Raw genomic sequence first — 17,807 nt, 5'->3', positions numbered from 1 at the left:
CCCATGGGTTCGGGGCCTCCGGTGAAACGGGATAACCAGCCTGGCGCGGCGGGCCTAGTACCAGTTGTTGGCGTAGTGGAAGTTCAGGGCGTCGCAGGGCGAGCCGTACCGTTCCTTGACGTAGTTCAGGCCCCAGTTGATCTGCGTGCGGAAGTTGGTGCGGTAGTCCGCCCCGGCGCTGGCCATCTTCTCGGCCGGCAGGGACTGGACCACACCGTACGCGCCGCTGCTGGGATTGGTCGCCGTGGTCTTCCAATCGGATTCCTTGGTCCACAGCGTGACCAGGCACTGCATCTGGTCAGCAGCCCAGCCGTAGTTTCCGAGCTGCGAAGCCGCATAGGCCTGTGCCGCGGCGGGATCGTCAACTGCAACGGGCGGTGCCGGGGCTGGCGCGGGTTCGGGAGCCGCAGCAGGGGCAGGCGCAGGGGCGGATGCTTCCGGTGCGGCCTCTGGAGCCTTCTGCTCCGCCGTTTTTTCCTCGGACGACTGCGCAGTCATGCTGACGGAGGCCGGGGCGGGCATGGCGGAAACAAGGATCTTTTCGAACGCGAGCTTCGACTCGGTCTCGGCCGAGGTTAGGGCGCTTTCAGCACCGGTGGCGGAGGTTGCGGGCGCGGTGGGCTCGGACGCCTGGCCGGCAGCGCCGACTCCAATTAGCACGGCGCAGGCCGTGGCCACCACTGCGGCCCGGCGGCCGGAACCCTGCAGCCCGGCAGCAAACCGGGACAGCGGGGATGCCGCCGGGGTCGGTTCAGCGCGGTGGCGTGACCGTGCCGCAGGCGTTGCGGACTTGGAGGAAACGGGCTCAGGGCATACTTCTGGCGTGGATTTAGTCATGGTTGCCTCTCGATGCCGGCGGAGTTAGCTGTCGGGTTCGGATGAGGTCACACCCGGCCGCACGGAACTTCACGTGTCGGCTTCACCCCAAGGGCGGCTGTTGCAGACTGCCCGGAGACCTGGGTCCCCCGCCTCTGCCTGATCATGAGGAAATCCGGGTAGCGGCAGAGTTTGGCGTCCATCCGGATATGCGGCCCGAACGATGGCCGCACTCCAAAAACCGTACAGGAGTGCGGCGCTTAAGTCACATTTCGGTAACGAGGATCACGATTGCGGCGCGTTGACTTGCGCAGGAACTGACGCCGGCGGCGCTGTCGGCCCAGGACTATGCTGCCGGCTGCTCGCCAGGGAGGCGCAACGCGAATTCGGTGCGTCCCGGGCGGGAGTTCACCTCCACGGTGCCACCATGCGCCTCCACTATCGACTGCACAATCGACAGGCCCAGCCCGCTGGTTCCCTCGGCGGCCGCCGCTCCGGCATTGCCCGCGCCCGACGCGGAGCCTGCCGGACTGGTGCGGGCGGCATCGGCCCGGGCAAAGCGGGCAAAGACCCGGTCCACAAATTCCGGCGGGATCCCTGCCCCGTTGTCCGTCACGGTCAGCACGGCACTGCCGTCGGCTGACCTCATCACTCCGGTGACCACCGTGGTTCCCGGGTCCGTGTGTTTGCGTGCGTTGGAGAGGAGGTTGGCCAGCACCTGGTGCAGCTGTTTGGCGTCCCCGCGGACCACCACGGGCTCTTCGGGCAATTCGAGGCGCCAGACGCGGTCCGGTGCCATGACCTTCTCATCGCTGACGGTTTCGACCGCCAGCTGTGTCAGGTCCACGTCGCTGATCTTGAGCGGCTGGCCTTCGTCCAACCGGGCCAGCAGCAGAAGATCCTCCACGAGGGTGGTCATCCGTTCGGACTGGCTCTGCACCCTGGCGAGGGATTTCTTGCCGTCCGGGGTGAAGTCCTCGGTCATCCGCATGAGTTCCGTGTAGCCGCGGATGGCGGTGAGCGGCGTGCGCAGTTCGTGTGACGCGTCGGCCACGAACTGCCGAACCTTGGTCTCGCTCTGCTGCCGGGCCTGGAGCGCTTTGGCGACGTTGTCCAGCATGAGGTTGAGGGCGTGGCCCACGCTGCCCACTTCAGTTCCGGGATTAGCGTTCGACGGCGGCACTCGCACCGCAAGTGCCACCTCGCCGGCGTCGAGCGGCAGTCGTGAAACCTGCGTGGCTACTTCGGAAAGCTGCTCGAGCGGCTTCATGGTGCGGCGGATCAGCACCGTTCCGGCGAGTCCGATCAGGGCCAGCCCTCCCATCGAAACGATCACCATGGTCCACACCAGTGAGCTGAGCGTGTTCTGTTTTTCGGCGAGCGGCAGTCCGGTGACGATCACGTCTCCGTACGGCGCCTCCACCGCCACCAGACGGTAGGAGCCGGTGGACAGGGTCCGGTCAACGGGCGTTCCGTCGTGCTGAAGCGCCAGGAGGACCTTGTCATCCTCGGGGGAAAGGGAAGACGGGGTGGCATCGCTGGCGAGGAAGCCGGCGCTGCTGACGTTTCCGTTGTCGATGCGGGCGATGAGGGTCCCGACGCCCTGACCGCGGCCCTCCAGCGGGTCCGGTCTGCCGGACGGGTTGCCGATCCGGGGCCGCCCTGCCTCGTTCGACAACTTTGAGGCCTGGCCCAGGCGGTCGTCCAGCTGCTTGGTCAGGAACGAGTCCATGGAGGCGTAGCTGAACAGGCCGATCGCACCGCAGATGGCCACCAGCAATGCCATGGCAAGGAGGACCAGGCGGGTGCGCAGGTGCCAGGTCGAAGGATCGAGCCACCGGCGGCGGTCGCGGCGGATTTCTCCGGAGAGTGTGGGCACCGCTCAATCCGCCGGTTTGATGACGTAGCCCGCGCCGCGGACGGTGTGGATCATGGGCGGGTGCGTGGCATCCACCTTCTTGCGCAGGTAGGAGATATAGAGTTCCACGATGTTGGCCTGGCCGCCGAAGTCGTAGTCCCACACCCGGTCCAGGATCTGGGCCTTGCTGACCACCCGTTTGGGATTTTCCATGAGGTAGCGGAGAAGCTCGAACTGGGTGGCCGTCAGCTGCAGTTCCTCGCCGGCCCGTGTCACTTCGCGTGTGTCGATGTTGAGCACGAGGTCACCCACCACCAGTTCTGCGGTGTCCATGGCGGCCACGCCGGAGCGCTGGACCAGCCGGTGCAGCCGGAGGAGCACTTCTTCCATGCTGAAGGGTTTGGTGACATAGTCGTCCCCGCCGGCTGCCAGCCCGAGGATGCGGTCCTGGACGGCGTCCTTCGCCGTGAGAAAGAGCGCAGGCACCTCCGGCGCGAAGGCGCGGATCCTGGTGAGCAGCTCAACGCCGTCGAACCCTGGAAGCATCACGTCCAGCACCAAGACATCCGGGCGGAACTCCTTGGCCAGTTTCACGGCTTCGGGGCCGTCTGCTGCGACGGCAACGGACCAGCCTGCCATCCGCAGGCCCATGCTCATGAGCTCGGAGAGGCTGGGTTCGTCGTCAACCACCAGGGCGCGGATGGGGGAGCCGTCCGGGTGGGTGAGCTGGGGAAGGTTGTTAGTCATGGAGTGCGAAGTGGCCATGGGACAACTCTCCGATCTGCGGTTTAGCCGGCGCTATGGGAATCCTGTGGGCCAGCTGTGAATCCCAGCCTAGCGAGCTGGACGCCCCGGCGGGCCCGTCCCGGCCGGTATGGCGCGGATGGGCTTCAGTCCGAAGGTGAAACCGGCTGAGGGAAGGTCACAGCTTGACCCCTTGCCCCGCACAGGCCGCGCACAGGAACGCTTCGGAACCTGAGCAGGACAAAGCCCGCAGCACGAGGAGTACGCAATGAACAACCACCACAGCATGCCGGTTCCGGAGAACAAGGTTCCGGAGAGCAAGGTTCCGGAGAACAACGCTGACAGGACGACGCCGGAAGGTAGGCCGGCGCCGTCGGCAAGCCCTGTCAGCAGCCCGGTGGGCAACCCCTTCAAGGGCGGGCAGGCGTACGGATGGGGAGCGCCGCCGTCGTCCGCTGAGGCCCAATCGCTGCCCGTGGCAGGATGGGGCGGCAGCGGGCCGGACGGCCGTTCGAAGCCGTGGACCGTGAAGCGGGGCGTGGTGGCGGCCGGGGCCGCAGTTGTCCTCGTGGGCGGAGCCGGCGCGGGAATGTACGCCTTGGCGTCCTCCGCGGCGGCCGCCGGCAGTGCCGACGCCAAGGCCGGCTCCAATACCGATGGTGGCGCTTTGCAGGAAACGTTGCCGGGCGCCCGCGGGGGCGGTGCGCAGGGCGGGTTTGCCGACGGCGGGATGCCACAGGGCGGCCCCGGAAACTTCGCCCCGGAGGGCCTGGGCGGCATGGGAAGCGGGGTTTCCGCCGCCGTTCACGCCGAGTATGTGACGCTGCAGGACGGCGCCTACGTCACCAAGGTGGAGCAGCAGGGAACGGTCACTGAGGTCAGTTCGGACTCTGTGACGGTCAAAAGCACGGACGGGTTTAGCCGCACGTATTCACTGGATTCAGACGTGGCGGTGAGTAACCAGCAACAAAGGCGTCAACAAGCTGGCGGAGTCTCCTCCGGCACCCTGACCGTGGCGGACATCGTGAGCGGCGCCATGGTAAGAATCGTGGCCGCGAAGGACGGCGACAGCTTCCCGGCGGAGTCCGTCCAGCTGGTCGCCACGGCGCTGACAGGTCAGTCCAACTGAGCTGTCCGGGCCGCCGGGGTGAAAATTTTTCCGTGAAGTCCGCCCGGGGGCTGGACATGTGCCATAAGCGGTAACAGGCGTTTCAGCAATTCCCTACCAGCTGAATTTTTGCTACAGAAACCGTCAGTTCGAGAAAGAATATTCGGATTTCCTGAAATTCTGATCGATCGTTCTGAAAAACACCTGTTATTTTATTGGCATTCTAGAATCGTGATTTGGACCACAATGCGGGATTTCGTCTCACGATGCGGACGATTGCGTCCATTGTTACTTGCAAGTTTTCATTGTTACGTTGCACACTTCAATTGTGAACAAGAACTCAACAGCACCTGCAGCCGCAGAATCCTGGACCAGCCCACCTGCTGGCGAAGACATGCGCTGTTGTCGAATGCACGCCTAACTTCCCCACCCCGAGAAGTTTTTAGGCATTCGCCCCTAGCCCAGCGTCGGGCGCCCCTCCCCAGATCTCATTGCGGGGACAGACAGCATTCGAGCCGCGATGACGGCCATTCACATTGAGGTAAGCATTCCATGTCAGTTGCATCTGGATACGTCCACATCTCCGTCCGAAACGCCAACAAAGGCGGCCAGCCTTCCGGCCTCCGCCAGGGATTCGGTGCCCGCCCGGCGTTCGCCCCGGCAGCACCCGGCAACAGCTTCCCGGCCCCCGGCTATGCGCCGCAGGGCTACAACCCGAACTCCTACGGCCAGCTCCGGGCCGTACCCGCTGCCGAGTCCGCACCGCAGACGGCGCCCACCCCCGTGATTGCACCGGCCAACGGCACCGCCGTCCGCCCCGTCGCGAACGAAAATGTTGCCCGTGGATTCGTCCTCTACATGGGCATTGACGAGGAAACCGCAGCAGCAGCCGGCACCTCCATCGCCAAGCTCGCCCAGGAAATCCGCGCTTACGCGCAGTCCCTCGTTTCCGGGGCTGAGAGCTACGCTGCCGTGGCTGTTGCCCCCGCCAGCGCGCCGGGTTCCGCGCTCGACGTCGTCCGGTCCACCTTTGGTGACCCCACCGTCAATTCCCGCCAGCGCACGGAGACCGCCCGTCTGCCCCAGCCGCAGGATCCCCGGCCCTCCGGCGTCCTCATCGACCTGGCCCGCCGCGAAGTGCACCTCGACGGCGAATCACTGAACCTTACGTTCAAGGAGTTCGAACTCCTCAACTACCTCGTGGAAAACGGGACCCGCACCGTTGGCCGCGACGAACTGCTCGAGGGCCTGTGGCGCAACGCCGAAGAGGTCCCCAACGAGCGCACCATCGACGTCCACATCCGCCGCCTCCGCTCCAAGCTGGGCCGCCTGGCCAACACCGTCCGTACGGTCCGCGGCCAGGGGTACCGGTTCTACGAGCACCCTGAGGTTGTGGTCTGGGCCGCTCCGGAATACTCCATCTAGTCTTAGCCCCGCGCGAAGCGTCCGTTCCCTTCTGGGACGGGCGCTTTCGCTTTCGCGGCACGATCCCTCGGCGCCTGCGCTCGTTCCTCACGCAACAACGGCGCTTTCGGGATGTGCCGCTACGCTTCAGCGCCCTCGCTACGCAGAACGCCGCTTTGGCGCGTCCGGACCTCGGCGTATGTGCCTCCGCGGCTTAGTTCCTATGGCCCTGTTGGCTTCTTGTGGGGCGGCGTAGTCTCTGAGCGTCCATCCGACCATCAGGAGGAACTATGTCTGTCGCACGTATTACTACCCTGAGCGCTAACTCGAAAACCTCGTTTGATGCTGCCATCAAAGAGGGCATCGAACGCGCCAACAAGACACTGCGGGGTGTCACCGGGGCGTGGATTAAGGAACAGAAAGTCGAAATCGCGGACGGCGCCGTCGTCGCCTGGCACGTGGTGCTGGAAGTGACCTTCGTGCTGGATGACTAATTCCGGTGCAGGGCGGCCGTGGCCCGGGGGCCAGGGCCGCCGCACTAGGATTGGTGCATGAGCGAGCATCACATCAGGCGGCTGGTCCTCATGCGGCACTCCAAGGCCGATTGGCCAGGGGGCGTCCCGGACCACGAGCGGCCGCTGGAAGAGCGCGGCCATCGCGAGGCGCCCCTCGCCGGCAAATGGCTTCGCAAACACGGAGTGGTTCCTGACTTCATTCTTTGTTCCAGTGCGCTCCGAACCCGGCAGACGTGCACCTGGGTATGCGCGGAACTCGGAGATCAGGCCCCGACGCCGAAACTGGAGGACGGCCTCTATGGAGCGTCCGCGCTGCGCATGCTGAAGGTAATCAACCACGTCCCGGACACCGTGACCACGCTGATGGTGATCTCCCATATGCCCGGAGTGCAGGACCTTGCCATGCACCTGGCGTCGCGCGATTCCAATCACGATGCCTACATGGACGCCGCCACGAGGTTTCCCACCAGCGGTCTGACCGTGCTGGAAACCGAAAAGACCTGGGCTGAGCTGGACGGCCAGGATGCCCGGCTCACGCATTTCAAGGTGCCGCGGGCGCACTAGCTGCATTCCCCGGCGTCGTCATGGTCAGCGCGGGGTTTGTGATGTTTACTGGAGATATTCGTCAGCAGCCCAGGTTAGAAGGAGATCAAGGTGGACTCAGGACAGCTTGTGGGGATCATTATCGGCGTTGTTGTGGTGGTTGCGATCATCGCAGCGGTAATCTTCTTCAACCGGCGGCGAAAGGTGGAGGCCGACAGGAACCGGGCCGCGGAAATGCGTGAGAAGGCCAAGGCTGACGAGCTTGGAGCGCGGGACCGCGAGGCCAAGGCTGCCCGTGCCGAGGCCGATGCCAAGCAGGCCGAGGTTCAGGCAGAACGGCTGCGCCGGGACGCCCGCGAGAAGCAAGCGGAAGCCGAACGCGTGCGGGCCTCGTCGCAGGAGCAGCTCCGCAAAGCCGATGAGGTTGATCCGGACGTCGTCACCGCTGAGCGGCGCGACGCCGACAGACACGAGACCAGGCACGATGCCGACCGCCACGATGCCGACCGCCACGATGCCGACCGGCACATTGAGACCACTTCTGCCCAGCCCCGGACGCGGGCGGAAGCCGGAACCCGCGGACGCGGGGACAACGTTCCGGGGGCAACCACTCCCCACACCACTGAAGCCCACACGACTGAAACCCACACCCGGGGACCCGGCACTGCCGAACCGGGCACTGCCGAACCGGGCGCTGCGGAACCGGGCACTGGAGAGCGCGGCACTGCCGAGCCGGGCACGATCCGACAGCACGACGAACCCGGCCGTGAAAACTCCGAACGCGCGGTTGCCGAACGCGCAGCTGCCGAACGTGCGGCTGCCGAACGCGCGGCCGCCAAGCGCGACGCCGGTCCTGATCGCGGTGCGGAGGGGGCTCCCGGAGAGCGTCCGCGGAACCTCTGAGCCAGCGTCCCCTGACGCGCAGTCCTTGAACCGGCAGCCCGGAGCGTGAACCTTCGCCATTCCGCCCTTGCGGTCCTCGTGGCCGTCCTGTGGGGCGCCAACTTCGTTGCCATCGACCTTGGGCTGCACGCCAACGGGACGGAAGTGCCGCCGCTGCTCTTTGTGGCCATGCGTTTCGTACTGGTGGTCTTCCCGTGGATCTTCTTCATCCGCAAGCCCGATGTGAGCTGGCGGGCCATCCTCGGTGTCGGCCTCTTCATGAGCGCCGGACAATTCGGCCTCCTCTATCTGGCCATGGCTCTGGGCATGCCCGCAGGGCTCGCCTCACTGGTCCTGCAGGCGCAAGTGCTGTTGACCGTCCTGCTGGCGGCCGGAATCCTGGGTGAACGTCCCAGCGGCAGGCAATTCGCCGGCGTCGTTCTCGGGGTGGCCGGCCTCGCGGTGGTGGCAGTCGGGCGCAGCATGGTGGCGCCGGTCCTTCCCCTGCTCATCGTCCTGGCTGCTGCGCTGTCCTGGGCTGCAGGCAATATCGTTGCCCGGCAGGCCAAAGCTTCCTCAGGACTGGGACTGGTGGTGTGGTCCGGCGCAGTGGTTCCATTACCGCTGATCGGGCTGTCACTGCTGATCGACGGCCCGGCTGCCGTGGGCGCCACTCTGGCTGGACTGGAATTGGTGACCATCCTCAGCGCCATTTACACGGCCGTTCTCGGGTCCCTGGTGGGCTACGGCATCTGGAACTGGCTCCTGGGCATCTACCCCTCATCTGCGGTGGTCCCCTTTACGTTGCTTGTCCCGGTGGTGGGGATGACGACGGCGTGGCTGGTCCTGGGCGAGGTCCCTTCAACGGCCGAGGTGGCAGGCGGACTCCTGCTGCTGGCCGGAGTGGCTATCGCCGTTCTCCGGCCGGGCCGGCAGGGCGCGACCCCCGGCCAGCGACGATGGCATGCTCAACGTCGTGATGTAGCTTTTGCCGGAGATTTGGGCGACTTGGGCGATGGCCGGGCTGCCGGAGCGCGGACGGCACCTGACCTGGACGCGGGGACGCGCCCGTAAGTGGTGCCCGCGGCCGGACGGGGTGCCTGCCGGGCCGCCGGTCGCCGCGCGGCAGCTGCGGGCTTGCGCCGGCCGGGCTGGATGCGTCTGGACTGATCGCGGCCGGACCGGAGCCGCTTCCCGGCCGGCCACACAGCGCCGGCGAACAGCACCAGGAGCGTTCCCGCGCCGGTGACCGCGGCGAGGTAGAAGTAGATGTCGGAGTCCTGGGTGGTCACGACCGCTCCCAGGGCATCCGGCTCTGCGGTGAACGCCAGGCCCCACATGCGCAGGAACGCGATGGCGAAACCGATGAACAGGCTGGTGCCCACGCCTCCCGCCAGCAGGGCCAGGCGGCGTCCCCGGGCCACTACCTGGACAACGCAGGCGAGGTATCCCAGTGCCACAGTTCCGAGGAATGTGAACAGCACGGACTCTTCCAGCGTGACCGCAGTCAGCACCAGAAGGCCCGCGGCGGCAATTGCCGCAACGATTGCAAGCCTTCCGCTGTTATCCATGTGGCGCATGTGAGTAATCTTCCCCGATGCGGGCTACTTCCGGACGTAGCCACGCATGATTGCCATGATGGCCGCGACGCTCTGTTCGCGGGTGCGTTCAGGGTTGTAGGTCTGGCGGTCCAGGCCCACCACGAAGCACGCACCGAAGATGGCAGTCTCCAGGCTCCCCCGTGAGATGGTTTCGTCCACGGGGTACCGTGCAGCCACGCCCTCGATCGCGCCGCCGATCACTGCGAGCAGCCGGCCGCGGAGCTCAGCGAAGGTGTCCTGCCATTCGCTGGGTATCCGCCAGTTTTCACTGACCCACAGCCTGGCGAAGGACGGGTACTCGGCCATGAAGTCCATCGCCTGGCCGATCATCTCGTCCATGGCGGTCAACGGATCGGCGGAGGAGTCCTGCACGCTCACCAGCCGGGCGTGCAGGATGTCCACGCCGTGGCGCAGCAGCTGGGCGATCAGGTCGGACTTGCTGCCGAAGTTGTAGTACACGGTCCCCTTGGAGACGCCGGCTGCCGCGGCGATCTCGTCCACGGTGACGCCCGCCGCACCACGCTCGCCGATCAGCTCCATGGAGGCGTCGAACAGCTTCTGCTTGGTGGCGTTGGTACGGGCCGGGCGGAGCTTCTTTTCGCCGGCTTCCTGCATGCTCATACGGCGATCTCCGGTTTCAGGGACTTCAAGGTCCAGAACTTGTGCTTATGGACGGCCAGCGTTGACAGCGCGGCCCCCAGCACAGTGTAGCCAAGCAGGCCCGTTACGGTGGGCAGGATCATGGACAGGTCCGCGCCGTAGATCAGGTGCCGCATCCCGGTCACCACATAGCCCATGGGAAGGACCTCGTGCACCACGTGCAGGGGCTGGGGTGTGGTCTGCCAGGGGAACGTGCCGCCCGAGGACACCAGCTGGAGTACCAGCAGGATGAGCACCACCAGCTTTCCGGGGGAGCCAAGCAACGCAACCACGCCCTGGATGATGGCGCTGAAGGCCATGGCAGCCGCCAGCATAAACAGCCACATCAGCACCGGGTGCGCGGGGTTGAGGCCGAGTGCCAGGTCCACCACCAGGGTGAGCAGGCTCGCCTGGACAACGGAGACGGCCAGGAACGGCAGCCAGCCGCCCAGGGCGATCTTCCACGACGGCGCGTTGGAAGCCAGGGCACGCTGCGTGACGGGCCGCATGGCCTGGATCAGCATAAAGATGCCGATCCACAGTGCCAGGGTGAGGAAGAACGGTGCCAGTCCGGCCCCGTAGGACCCTGCTTTGGCCTGTGAGACGTTGCTGACGGCCACAGGATCGGCCATGACCTTCGACAGGCTGCTCTTCTGGGCGTCATCGGGATTGGGCACCTGGCCCGCGCCCTTGGCCAGCTCGGAGGCCAGGGTCCCGGCGCCGGTGGCGGCCGTGGCGGCGCCGTCCTCAAGCTGCGCCGCACCGCCGTCGAGCGTCCTGGCTCCTTCGGCGAGCTTCGCGGTGCCGTCAACGGCACTTTGCTCGCCAGCGGCCAGCGCGGAGGTCCCGGCGTGAAGCTGGTCAGCACCCGCGGACGCCTGTGAGATAGCGTTCGTCAGGGTTGGCGTGGCCGCCGCAAGCTTGGCGGCGCCGGCGCTCACCGCGGCCGAACCGTCCGCGAGCTGCTGGATCTGCCCCGCGTCGGACTGGACCTTCGCCTTGGCCTCCGCCACCGGCCCGGAAGCCGCCGCTTTGTCGAAGTCCGCCAGGATGCTGTCCGCCTGCGCCGGGGTGATGATCCCGGCAGCGACTAGCCGGCCGTTGGACTCCACCACCCGGTTGCGCAGGCCCTGGTCCGCCGCGTCCAATTGCACGACGACGTCCTGCACCTTCGAGTTGAGCGTTGCGTTACCGGCGGCCACCTGGGCGGCGCCGTCGGCCAGCTTTTGCGAATCCGCCGGCAAGGCGGCCGTCTTGTCCTTAAGCTGGCCGAGCCCGTCGCTGAGCTGTGCCGCGCCGGCGTCCAGCTGGCTGGCGCCGTCGCGCAGCTTGACCTGCCCGGCGTAGAGGTCACCGGCACCAGTGCTCAGCTGGGTGGTGCCGTCATGCAGGGTGACGGTGCCGTCGTGGAGCTTGCGGACACCATCGGACAGCTGCGCGGCACCGTCGGACGCCTTGACCATCTGGGTGTGGATGGTCCCGAAACCGGTGAGCAGTCGGTTGGCTGTTTCCTCGCCCACTTCCTTGGCCACGCTCGAGTGGACGGCAGTGGTCAGCTTCTCCACGATGGTGCTCAGCAGGTAGTTGTTGGCGTCGTTCGTGGTCACGTTGAGCATGGCCTGGTTGGCGGCGTCGAAGCTGCCAGGGGAGACGAGGTTGGCGGAGAAATCCTTAGGGATCTTCAGGGCGAAGGCATACTTTCCGCTGCTGACCCCCTGGTCGGCCTGCTCGGAGGAGTCCACGGACTGCCAGTTGAACACGTGCCCGTCGATGAGGTTGTCCGCCACCTCCCGGCCCGCCTGCAGCTGCGTTCCGTCGCCGGACGTGGCGCCGGTGTCCTCCACCACCAGTGCGGCGTCGATCTGGTCCAGGTTGCTGTAAGGATCCCAGTTGGCGTAAAGGTACACCGCCCCGTACAGCAGCGGCACCATGGTCAGGGCAATGATGGTCAGCTTGGGCAGCAGCCCGCCGGTCATGCGCTTGAGTTCGGAGCGGGCCAGCCGCAGCACAGTCACTTTGCGTCCTCTGTTTCGGTTTCAAGAGTGGATTTTTGGTCCACATCAAGGGACTTGGGGGCCGTTTTGCCTGCGTTATCTGGACAAAAACTCCCGTCAGTCGCAGAACGGGGGACGGCGTTGCCGATCGCCGCGGCGGGGCCCGTCCATTTGTCCGGGAGGGCAGCAACGGTGGCGACGACGGCGAGCGGCCGGCCGCCGTCGTACGCCAGCTCTTCGAGCCGCGGCAGCCAGTCCGCGGGATCCGCGCTGTGGCGGTCGGGGGAGTCCACCACGAGGAGGTCCGTGTGCGGGTTGGCGAGTGCAAGGGCTGTGAGCAGTTCGATGCGCCGGGCCGGGGCAAGCTGCTCGGTCCACAGGCCGGCGATGTCCTCGAACCGGTTGACCTTGAGCCACGGTTTGCTGAGCAGGGCGCCGCGGTAGCGCCGGGGGATCAGGGCGAGGTCCTCCGTAACGAGGTCCCGCACGCTCAGGTGCTGTTCGGGCTCATTGACCCCGGGAGAGTCCACGAGCGAGCTGGCCTGCCGGAGCTGCCTGGTCTTCGGCACGCCGTCCCAGAGGAGCTCGCCGGACGACGGTTTCATCCGGCCGCTCACGGTGAGCGCCAGCGCGGTCCGCTGGTCCTGGCGGGTGCTGGAAACCAGAAGCAACTCGCCGCGCCGTGCCTGGAGTGACGTCGGAGGGAGCAGATCGTCCCGCCGGCCTTTCACATGAAGCTGTCGAACCAAGAGCATGAAAGCCTTTCGCAGAGGTTACTCCTCAAGGCTAACTAAACTGACTGGTCAGTTCAAATAGACTCGGTGGGGTGTGACCAAGCAGTCAGGCCGAACGGACATTTGAGGCCCCGGATCCTCGCGGATCCGGGGCCTCACGTGTCCGTTCGCGCTGTTCTTAGAGGCCGTACTCCTCTAGCAGGCGCAGCCACACCTCGCTGACGGTGGGGTAGGACGGCACCGCGTGCCACAGCCGGTCCAGGGGCACCTGGCCCACCACGGCAATGGTGGCGGCGTGGAGGAGCTCGGCCACGTCCGGTCCTGCGAAGGTGGCCCCGAGAAGCACCTTCCTGTCCTCGTCCACCACCAGCTGGGCCCAGCCCTCGTAGTGCTCGGAATGCAGCGAGGACCCTGCCACGCTGATGGGTAGTTCCACCGAGGAGACGTTGTAGCCGTCCTTTTGCGCCCGCTCGACGGACCGGCCCACGCTCGCCAGCTCAGGATCCGTGAACACGACGTTGGGCACGGCGTGCTCGTTGGCCGTCTGCGCGAAGCGGCTCCACGGCTCCGGCGTCCCCTGCAGCTCACCCTTGGCGCGCGCCGCGATGGCATCCCCGGTGGCCCGCGCCGAGTATTTGCCCTGGTGCGTCAGCATCACTTTGCCGGCCGCGTCCCCCACCGCGTAGAGCCAGCGGCTGTTTCCGCCGTCGTCCTGGTGTTTGCCGGCCGCGACGTGGAGGCCTTCCACCAGGCCGGTGGTATCCGTGCGAAGCGGCGGCACTGGGCCGTCCGCCGGGCCAAGTCCCACGGTTTCGAGTCCCAAGCCACCAAGCGCGGGACGGCGGCCGGTGGCTACGAGGAGCCGCTCAGCCTGGATGGTCGCGCCGTCGGCCAGCTCGACAGTGAAGGAGCCATCCCCGTATCTGCTGACCCGCTCCGTGCCGGTGTTGAGGCGGACGTCCACGCCGTCAGCCCTGAGGCCGGCCAGTACCAGTTGCGCGGCTTCCTCCGGATACATGCTGAGCAGCCCGCCGCGGGCCACGAGCGTTACGGCAGAACCCAGCCGGGCGAATGCCTGCGCCAGCTCGGTGCCCGCCACTCCGCCGCCCAGGACCGCCAGGCTCCCCGGCACGCTGCGTGCGGAGGTGGCCTCGCGGGTGGTCCAGTAGTCGAGCCCCGCCAGGCCGTCAACCGGCGGCGGCGTAGGGGCCGAACCGGTGGACAGCACGACGGCGTGCCTCGCCGTGAGCTGGTAGCTGATGCCGTCCCGCCCGGCTACTTCGACGACGCGCGGGCCGGTCAAGCGGCCGCGGCCGCGGATCAGTTCGATCCCGGTGTCCTCCACCCATTTGACCTGGCCGTCGTCCTGCCAGTTCGACGTGAAGTAGTTCCGGCGCTTCAGGACGGCGGAGGCATCCAGGGTGCGGGTGACAGCTTCCTCGGCACCGGGGACCGTTTGGGCGCCGTGGAGGGCGGTTCCTGGCCGCAGCAACGCCTTGGACGGCATGCAGGCCCAGTAGGAGCACTCGCCCCCCACCAGCTCCGCTTCGATAAGAACCGCGGTCAGGCCGCCCTGGACCACGCGGTCCGCGACATTTTCCCCCACGGCTCCGGCACCGATCACAATGACATCGAATTCGCGTTCAACTCTGGCCGTCATGGCACCAGACTACGCCCGGCGCCGGACTGCACCCGGCGCTTGGAAACCCCTTTGTTGGGGCGCGGGAGCTTAACAGAAGGTGGGACATCCAATATTGTTGCTGTGAACCACTCCTTGCAGTGGTTCAGGACACTTGGTTAGGGGAACCCATGAGTACATCCGGCGTCGCCTCGCAGGCGCGGTTCAGTGCCCAGACCCGGCTCCGTGCACTTCAAGCGGACATCATGGACCTCATCCTGGAGCGCGAGCTCGATGCGGGTGATCCCCTTCCCACTGAAAACGAACTGGCTGTTGCCTTGGGCGTGGGCCGCAATACCCTCCGGGAATCCCTCAAGGTCCTCCAGGCGCTCGGGGTTGTGGAAATCCGGCACGGATTCGGCATGTTTGTGGCGCCCAGCAACTTTGATGCGTTGACGGATGGAATGACGTTCCGCGGCAGGCTGTCGCTACGCCACAAGGGCGACGAAGCCCTGGAGCTGGTGGATGTCCGGCAGGCCCTGGAATCGGGCCTGATCGGCGGCGCCATGGACGCGATGACTTCCAGCCAGCTGGCTGCGGTTGAGGAGTCCGTGGTCCAGATGGAGGAGCTGGCTGCCGCAGGGCAGACGTTTGTGGAAGCGGATGCGGAATTCCACCGGCTGTTGTTCGAGCCGCTCAACAACGCGCTGCTGGTCAGCCTGCTCGCGGTTTTCTGGAGGGTGTACCGGCAGATCAACCTGGAGGTCGGCGCCGGCACCGAGGACCTCACGGAGACAGCGGCCGCGCACCGCCGGATCTATGACGCCGTGGCCGGCGGGGACAAGGCCCTCGCTGCTGAACGGCTTAACCACCATTTCGACGGCATCCGTCATCGCATCTACGAAGTAGTAGGGAAGTAGGCTCTTCCGCAGCCGCGCGTCGCACAGCCGGCGTCGCGCCGACGTTCGCGCTGCAACAAACGGAAACAAACCGCACAACAAAAAAGATCCGCACCGGTTCGCCGGTGCGGATCTTTTTCTATTGTGCGCCCAAAGGGATTCGAACCCCTGACCTTCTGTTCCGTAGACAGACGCTCTATCCAGCTGAGCTATGGGCGCATTCTCGGCTCCGGGAGTTTTTCGTTCACCCCCGAACCTCGAATTACTTTACGCGAGTTGCCGCAGAGTTCCAAATCGAACCGCATGTAATCTGGACGACTAGACCGGTCTATGTGACCTTACTCACAAAAAGAACCATTTGGGGGTGTCCAGTTCCTTGATTTTCCGCGGTTTTTGGTTTTTTGCCCTCGGGACATCCCATGTCTGACCCAAAATTTTCAGTGGTCTAGAGCCCTAGCATTTAGGACACACCACTGAACCCGAGGAAGGGAACCGCAATGGGCGATCTCGCACGACTGCCGCTGCTTGAGAAAGCACCCACCACACATGCTGGCCTGCTGGCATGGGTCGAAGAGGTTGCAGAACTTACCCAGCCGGACCGGATCCACTGGGTTGACGGTACGGAAGAGGAATACACCCGGCTCACGGACGAACTGGTCGATGCCGGAACTCTGACCAGACTGAACCCGGAGCTGTTCCCGAACTCCTTCGCTGCCTTCTCCGATCCCGCCGACGTGGCGCGCGTTGAAGAGCAGACCTTCATCTGCTCCGAGAACGAGCGCGATGCCGGCTTTACGAACAACTGGATGGCACCGGCCGAGATGAAGCAGAAGCTTCGTGGCCTGTTTGCCGGCTCCATGCGCGGCCGCACCATGTACGTCATCCCGTTCGTCATGGGCCACCTCGACGCGGAAGATCCCAAGTTCGGCGTCGAGATCACCGACAGCGCCTACGTTGTGGCCTCCATGCGCATCATGGCCAACATCGGCACTGAGGTTCTCGACAAAATCACCGCAACGAACGCCTTCTTCGTTCCCGCGCTGCACTCCCTCGGCGCCCCCTTGGCCCCGGGCCAGGCGGATGTCGCATGGCCGTGCAACCCGGACAAGTGGATTGTCCACTTCCCGGAGGAGCGCTCCATCTGGTCCTTCGGCTCCGGTTACGGCGGAAACGCCCTCCTGGGCAAGAAGTGCTACGCCCTGCGCATCGCGTCCGTGATGGCCCGCGATGAGGGCTGGCTTGCGGAGCACATGCTCATCCTCAAGCTCACATCGCCGGAGAAGAAGTCGTACTACCTGTCCGCAGCCTTCCCCTCGGCCTGCGGCAAGACCAACCTCGCACTCCTCGACCCGACCATCGAAGGCTGGGAAGTCGAAACCCTCGGTGACGACATCACCTGGATGCGGATAGGCAAGGAAGGCGAACTGCGCGCCACCAACCCGGAGGCCGGCCTGTTCGGCGTTGCCCCGGGCACCGGCTGGGGAACCAACCCCAACGCCATGCGCGCCATCGCCAAGGGCCACAGCATCTTCACCAACGTCGCCCTCACGGACGACGGCGGGGTGTGGTGGGAAGGCATGACCGAGGACGTTCCGGCGCACCTGACCGACTGGGAGGGCAACTCCTGGACTCCTGATTCGGACAAGCCGGCCGCCCACCCGAACTCCCGCTTCTGCACGCCGATCTCGCAGATCGACATGCTGGCCGAGGAGTACTACAGCCCCGAGGGTGTGGAGCTTTCCGCCATCCTCTTCGGCGGCCGCCGCAAGACCACGGTTCCCCTGGTGACCCAGGCCCGGAGCTGGACCAACGGCATTTTCATGGGCTCCACGCTCTCCTCCGAGACCACGGCCGCAGCTGCCGGCCAGGTCGGCAGGCTTCGCCGCGACCCGATGGCCATGCTCCCGTTCATCGGCTACGACGCCGGCGACTACCTGAAGCACTGGATCAGCGTCTCAGGCAAGGCCAACCCGGAGCGCCTGCCGCATATCTTCCTGGTCAACTGGTTCCGCCGCACCGCCGACGGCGACTTCGCCTGGCCCGGCTTCGGCGACAACGCCCGTGTGCTCAAGTGGGCCATCGAGCGTCTCGAAGGCAAGGCCGACGCCGTCGAGACCCCGATCGGCTTCGTGCCGACAGGCGACTCGCTGGACCTCACCGGCCTGGATCTCACCCACGCCCACGTGGAAGAGGCCGTCCGTGTGGACCGCGAGGAATGGGACGCCGAGCTGGCCTCCATCGAAGAGTGGTACGCCAAGTTCGGAGACTCCCTGCCGGAGGCCCTGCGCGCCGAGCTCGAAGCCCTGAAGGAACGCATGGCTGACCACTAGCAGCCAGCAACAAACAGTGATTACGACGGCGGCGCCGCACCTTCCAGAAAAGGTGCGGCGCCGCCGTCGTACGTTGCGCGAACGGATCCTTAAGCCCAATAAGCGCGAACGGACACTGAAGC

16 protein-coding genes, 1 tRNA gene and 1 riboswitch are annotated in these 17,807 nt (G+C 65.9%); of the genes, 8 read left to right on the top strand and 9 right to left on the bottom strand.

Translation table 11 applies throughout. The features are described 5' to 3' along the window. Window positions 1–54: 54 nt before the first annotated feature. The 3 genes from WMN78_RS08465 to WMN78_RS08455 form a co-directional block, all read right to left on the bottom strand. Window positions 55–837 (bottom strand): hypothetical protein, encoded by a 783-nt coding sequence (locus tag WMN78_RS08465; protein WP_340533305.1) that lies wholly within the window; start codon window positions 835–837, stop codon window positions 55–57. Beyond that, a riboswitch (cyclic di-AMP (ydaO/yuaA leader) is annotated at window positions 837–1,014 on the bottom strand. Its footprint overlaps the gene before it by 1 nt. A gap of 148 nt (window positions 1,015–1,162) precedes the next feature. Continuing rightward, window positions 1,163–2,695 carry a HAMP domain-containing sensor histidine kinase gene (locus WMN78_RS08460; protein ID WP_340533303.1) on the bottom strand — a complete coding sequence of 511 codons (1,533 nt, stop codon included), beginning with the start codon at window positions 2,693–2,695 and terminating at the stop codon, window positions 1,163–1,165. A gap of 3 nt (window positions 2,696–2,698) precedes the next feature. Further along, window positions 2,699–3,439 carry a response regulator transcription factor gene (locus tag WMN78_RS08455; RefSeq protein WP_043478189.1) on the bottom strand — a complete coding sequence of 247 codons (741 nt, stop codon included), beginning with the start codon at window positions 3,437–3,439 and terminating at the stop codon, window positions 2,699–2,701. Between the two features lie 247 nt (window positions 3,440–3,686). Here WMN78_RS08455 and WMN78_RS08450 point away from each other — a divergent pair, with 247 nt between their 5' ends. The 6 genes from WMN78_RS08450 to WMN78_RS08425 all read left to right on the top strand — a co-directional run bounded on the left by WMN78_RS08450 (window position 3,687) and on the right by WMN78_RS08425 (window position 8,944). Beyond that, entirely contained in the window at window positions 3,687–4,547 is an 861-nt protein-coding gene (locus WMN78_RS08450; RefSeq protein WP_340533300.1) for a hypothetical protein, read from the top strand. A 531-nt stretch (window positions 4,548–5,078) separates the two neighbouring features. Beyond that, a complete protein-coding gene (locus WMN78_RS08445; RefSeq protein WP_340533298.1) occupies window positions 5,079–5,951 on the top strand; it encodes a winged helix-turn-helix domain-containing protein in 873 nt (290 codons plus the stop codon). 269 nt (window positions 5,952–6,220) lie between these two features. Continuing rightward, window positions 6,221–6,424, top strand: a complete 204-nt coding sequence (locus WMN78_RS08440) for a dodecin family protein (RefSeq protein ID WP_340533296.1) — start codon at window positions 6,221–6,223, stop codon at window positions 6,422–6,424. A gap of 57 nt (window positions 6,425–6,481) precedes the next feature. Then, window positions 6,482–7,009, top strand: a complete 528-nt coding sequence (locus WMN78_RS08435; RefSeq protein WP_340533294.1) for a histidine phosphatase family protein — start codon at window positions 6,482–6,484, stop codon at window positions 7,007–7,009. Between the two features lie 90 nt (window positions 7,010–7,099). Continuing rightward, entirely contained in the window at window positions 7,100–7,891 is a 792-nt protein-coding gene (locus WMN78_RS08430; RefSeq protein ID WP_340533292.1) for a hypothetical protein, read from the top strand. Window positions 7,892–7,936: 45 nt separating this feature from the next. Beyond that, window positions 7,937–8,944, top strand: coding sequence for an EamA family transporter (locus WMN78_RS08425; RefSeq protein WP_340533291.1), 1,008 nt, complete (start codon window positions 7,937–7,939; stop codon window positions 8,942–8,944). On the opposite strand, the gene WMN78_RS08420 is transcribed toward WMN78_RS08425, so the two are convergent. The 5 genes from WMN78_RS08420 to WMN78_RS08400 form a co-directional block, all read right to left on the bottom strand. After that, complete coding sequence (locus WMN78_RS08420; RefSeq protein ID WP_340533289.1) at window positions 8,839–9,450, bottom strand: hypothetical protein; 612 nt, start codon at window positions 9,448–9,450, stop codon at window positions 8,839–8,841. The two genes, WMN78_RS08425 and WMN78_RS08420, sit on opposite strands and share 106 nt — an antisense overlap. Before the next feature lie 24 nt (window positions 9,451–9,474). Then, window positions 9,475–10,092, bottom strand: a complete 618-nt coding sequence (locus WMN78_RS08415; protein WP_340533287.1) for a TetR/AcrR family transcriptional regulator — start codon at window positions 10,090–10,092, stop codon at window positions 9,475–9,477. After that, a complete protein-coding gene (locus WMN78_RS08410; RefSeq protein WP_340533285.1) occupies window positions 10,089–12,125 on the bottom strand; it encodes a YhgE/Pip domain-containing protein in 2,037 nt (678 codons plus the stop codon). Before WMN78_RS08410 ends, WMN78_RS08415 begins: the two co-directional genes overlap by 4 nt. Beyond that, window positions 12,122–12,859, bottom strand: a complete 738-nt coding sequence (locus WMN78_RS08405; protein WP_340533283.1) for an ABC transporter ATP-binding protein — start codon at window positions 12,857–12,859, stop codon at window positions 12,122–12,124. Before WMN78_RS08405 ends, WMN78_RS08410 begins: the two co-directional genes overlap by 4 nt. A 157-nt stretch (window positions 12,860–13,016) precedes the next feature. Then, window positions 13,017–14,498 carry an NAD(P)/FAD-dependent oxidoreductase gene (locus tag WMN78_RS08400; RefSeq protein WP_340533281.1) on the bottom strand — a complete coding sequence of 494 codons (1,482 nt, stop codon included), beginning with the start codon at window positions 14,496–14,498 and terminating at the stop codon, window positions 13,017–13,019. A gap of 149 nt (window positions 14,499–14,647) precedes the next feature. On the opposite strand from WMN78_RS08400, the gene WMN78_RS08395 reads away from it, so the two are divergent. Further along, window positions 14,648–15,376 (top strand): FadR/GntR family transcriptional regulator, encoded by a 729-nt coding sequence (locus tag WMN78_RS08395; RefSeq protein WP_340533279.1) that lies wholly within the window; start codon window positions 14,648–14,650, stop codon window positions 15,374–15,376. A gap of 124 nt (window positions 15,377–15,500) precedes the next feature. Here the strand turns inward: WMN78_RS08395 and WMN78_RS08390 are convergent. Next, window positions 15,501–15,574 (bottom strand) — tRNA-Arg (locus WMN78_RS08390). A gap of 278 nt (window positions 15,575–15,852) precedes the next feature. Between WMN78_RS08390 and WMN78_RS08385 the strand changes: the two genes are divergently transcribed. Then, complete coding sequence (locus WMN78_RS08385) at window positions 15,853–17,685, top strand: phosphoenolpyruvate carboxykinase (GTP) (RefSeq protein WP_340533277.1); 1,833 nt, start codon at window positions 15,853–15,855, stop codon at window positions 17,683–17,685. Window positions 17,686–17,807 lie beyond the last annotated feature (122 nt).

This window comes from Arthrobacter oryzae (assembly GCF_037911235.1).
Lineage (GTDB): Bacteria > Actinomycetota > Actinomycetes > Actinomycetales > Micrococcaceae > Arthrobacter > Arthrobacter oryzae_E.
Note: the sequence above shows the minus strand (reverse complement) of the source record. Positions and strands in the feature narration are given on the sequence as shown.

What these genes read in the sequence shown, in the direction of transcription:
- WMN78_RS08455 (WP_043478189.1), bottom strand. Translation starts at nt 3,439, where the DNA reads ATGGCCACTTCGCACTCCATGACTAACAACCTTCCCCAGCTCACCCAC.
- WMN78_RS08465 (WP_340533305.1), bottom strand. Translation starts at nt 837, where the DNA reads ATGACTAAATCCACGCCAGAAGTATGCCCTGAGCCCGTTTCCTCCAAG.
- WMN78_RS08400 (WP_340533281.1), bottom strand. Translation starts at nt 14,498, where the DNA reads ATGACGGCCAGAGTTGAACGCGAATTCGATGTCATTGTGATCGGTGCC.
- WMN78_RS08435 (WP_340533294.1), top strand. Translation starts at nt 6,482, where the DNA reads ATGAGCGAGCATCACATCAGGCGGCTGGTCCTCATGCGGCACTCCAAG.
- WMN78_RS08415 (WP_340533287.1), bottom strand. Translation starts at nt 10,092, where the DNA reads ATGAGCATGCAGGAAGCCGGCGAAAAGAAGCTCCGCCCGGCCCGTACC.
- WMN78_RS08420 (WP_340533289.1), bottom strand. Translation starts at nt 9,450, where the DNA reads ATGCGCCACATGGATAACAGCGGAAGGCTTGCAATCGTTGCGGCAATT.
- WMN78_RS08395 (WP_340533279.1), top strand. Translation starts at nt 14,648, where the DNA reads ATGAGTACATCCGGCGTCGCCTCGCAGGCGCGGTTCAGTGCCCAGACC.
- WMN78_RS08385 (WP_340533277.1), top strand. Translation starts at nt 15,853, where the DNA reads ATGGGCGATCTCGCACGACTGCCGCTGCTTGAGAAAGCACCCACCACA.
- WMN78_RS08405 (WP_340533283.1), bottom strand. Translation starts at nt 12,859, where the DNA reads ATGCTCTTGGTTCGACAGCTTCATGTGAAAGGCCGGCGGGACGATCTG.
- WMN78_RS08450 (WP_340533300.1), top strand. Translation starts at nt 3,687, where the DNA reads ATGAACAACCACCACAGCATGCCGGTTCCGGAGAACAAGGTTCCGGAG.
- WMN78_RS08445 (WP_340533298.1), top strand. Translation starts at nt 5,079, where the DNA reads ATGTCAGTTGCATCTGGATACGTCCACATCTCCGTCCGAAACGCCAAC.
- WMN78_RS08440 (WP_340533296.1), top strand. Translation starts at nt 6,221, where the DNA reads ATGTCTGTCGCACGTATTACTACCCTGAGCGCTAACTCGAAAACCTCG.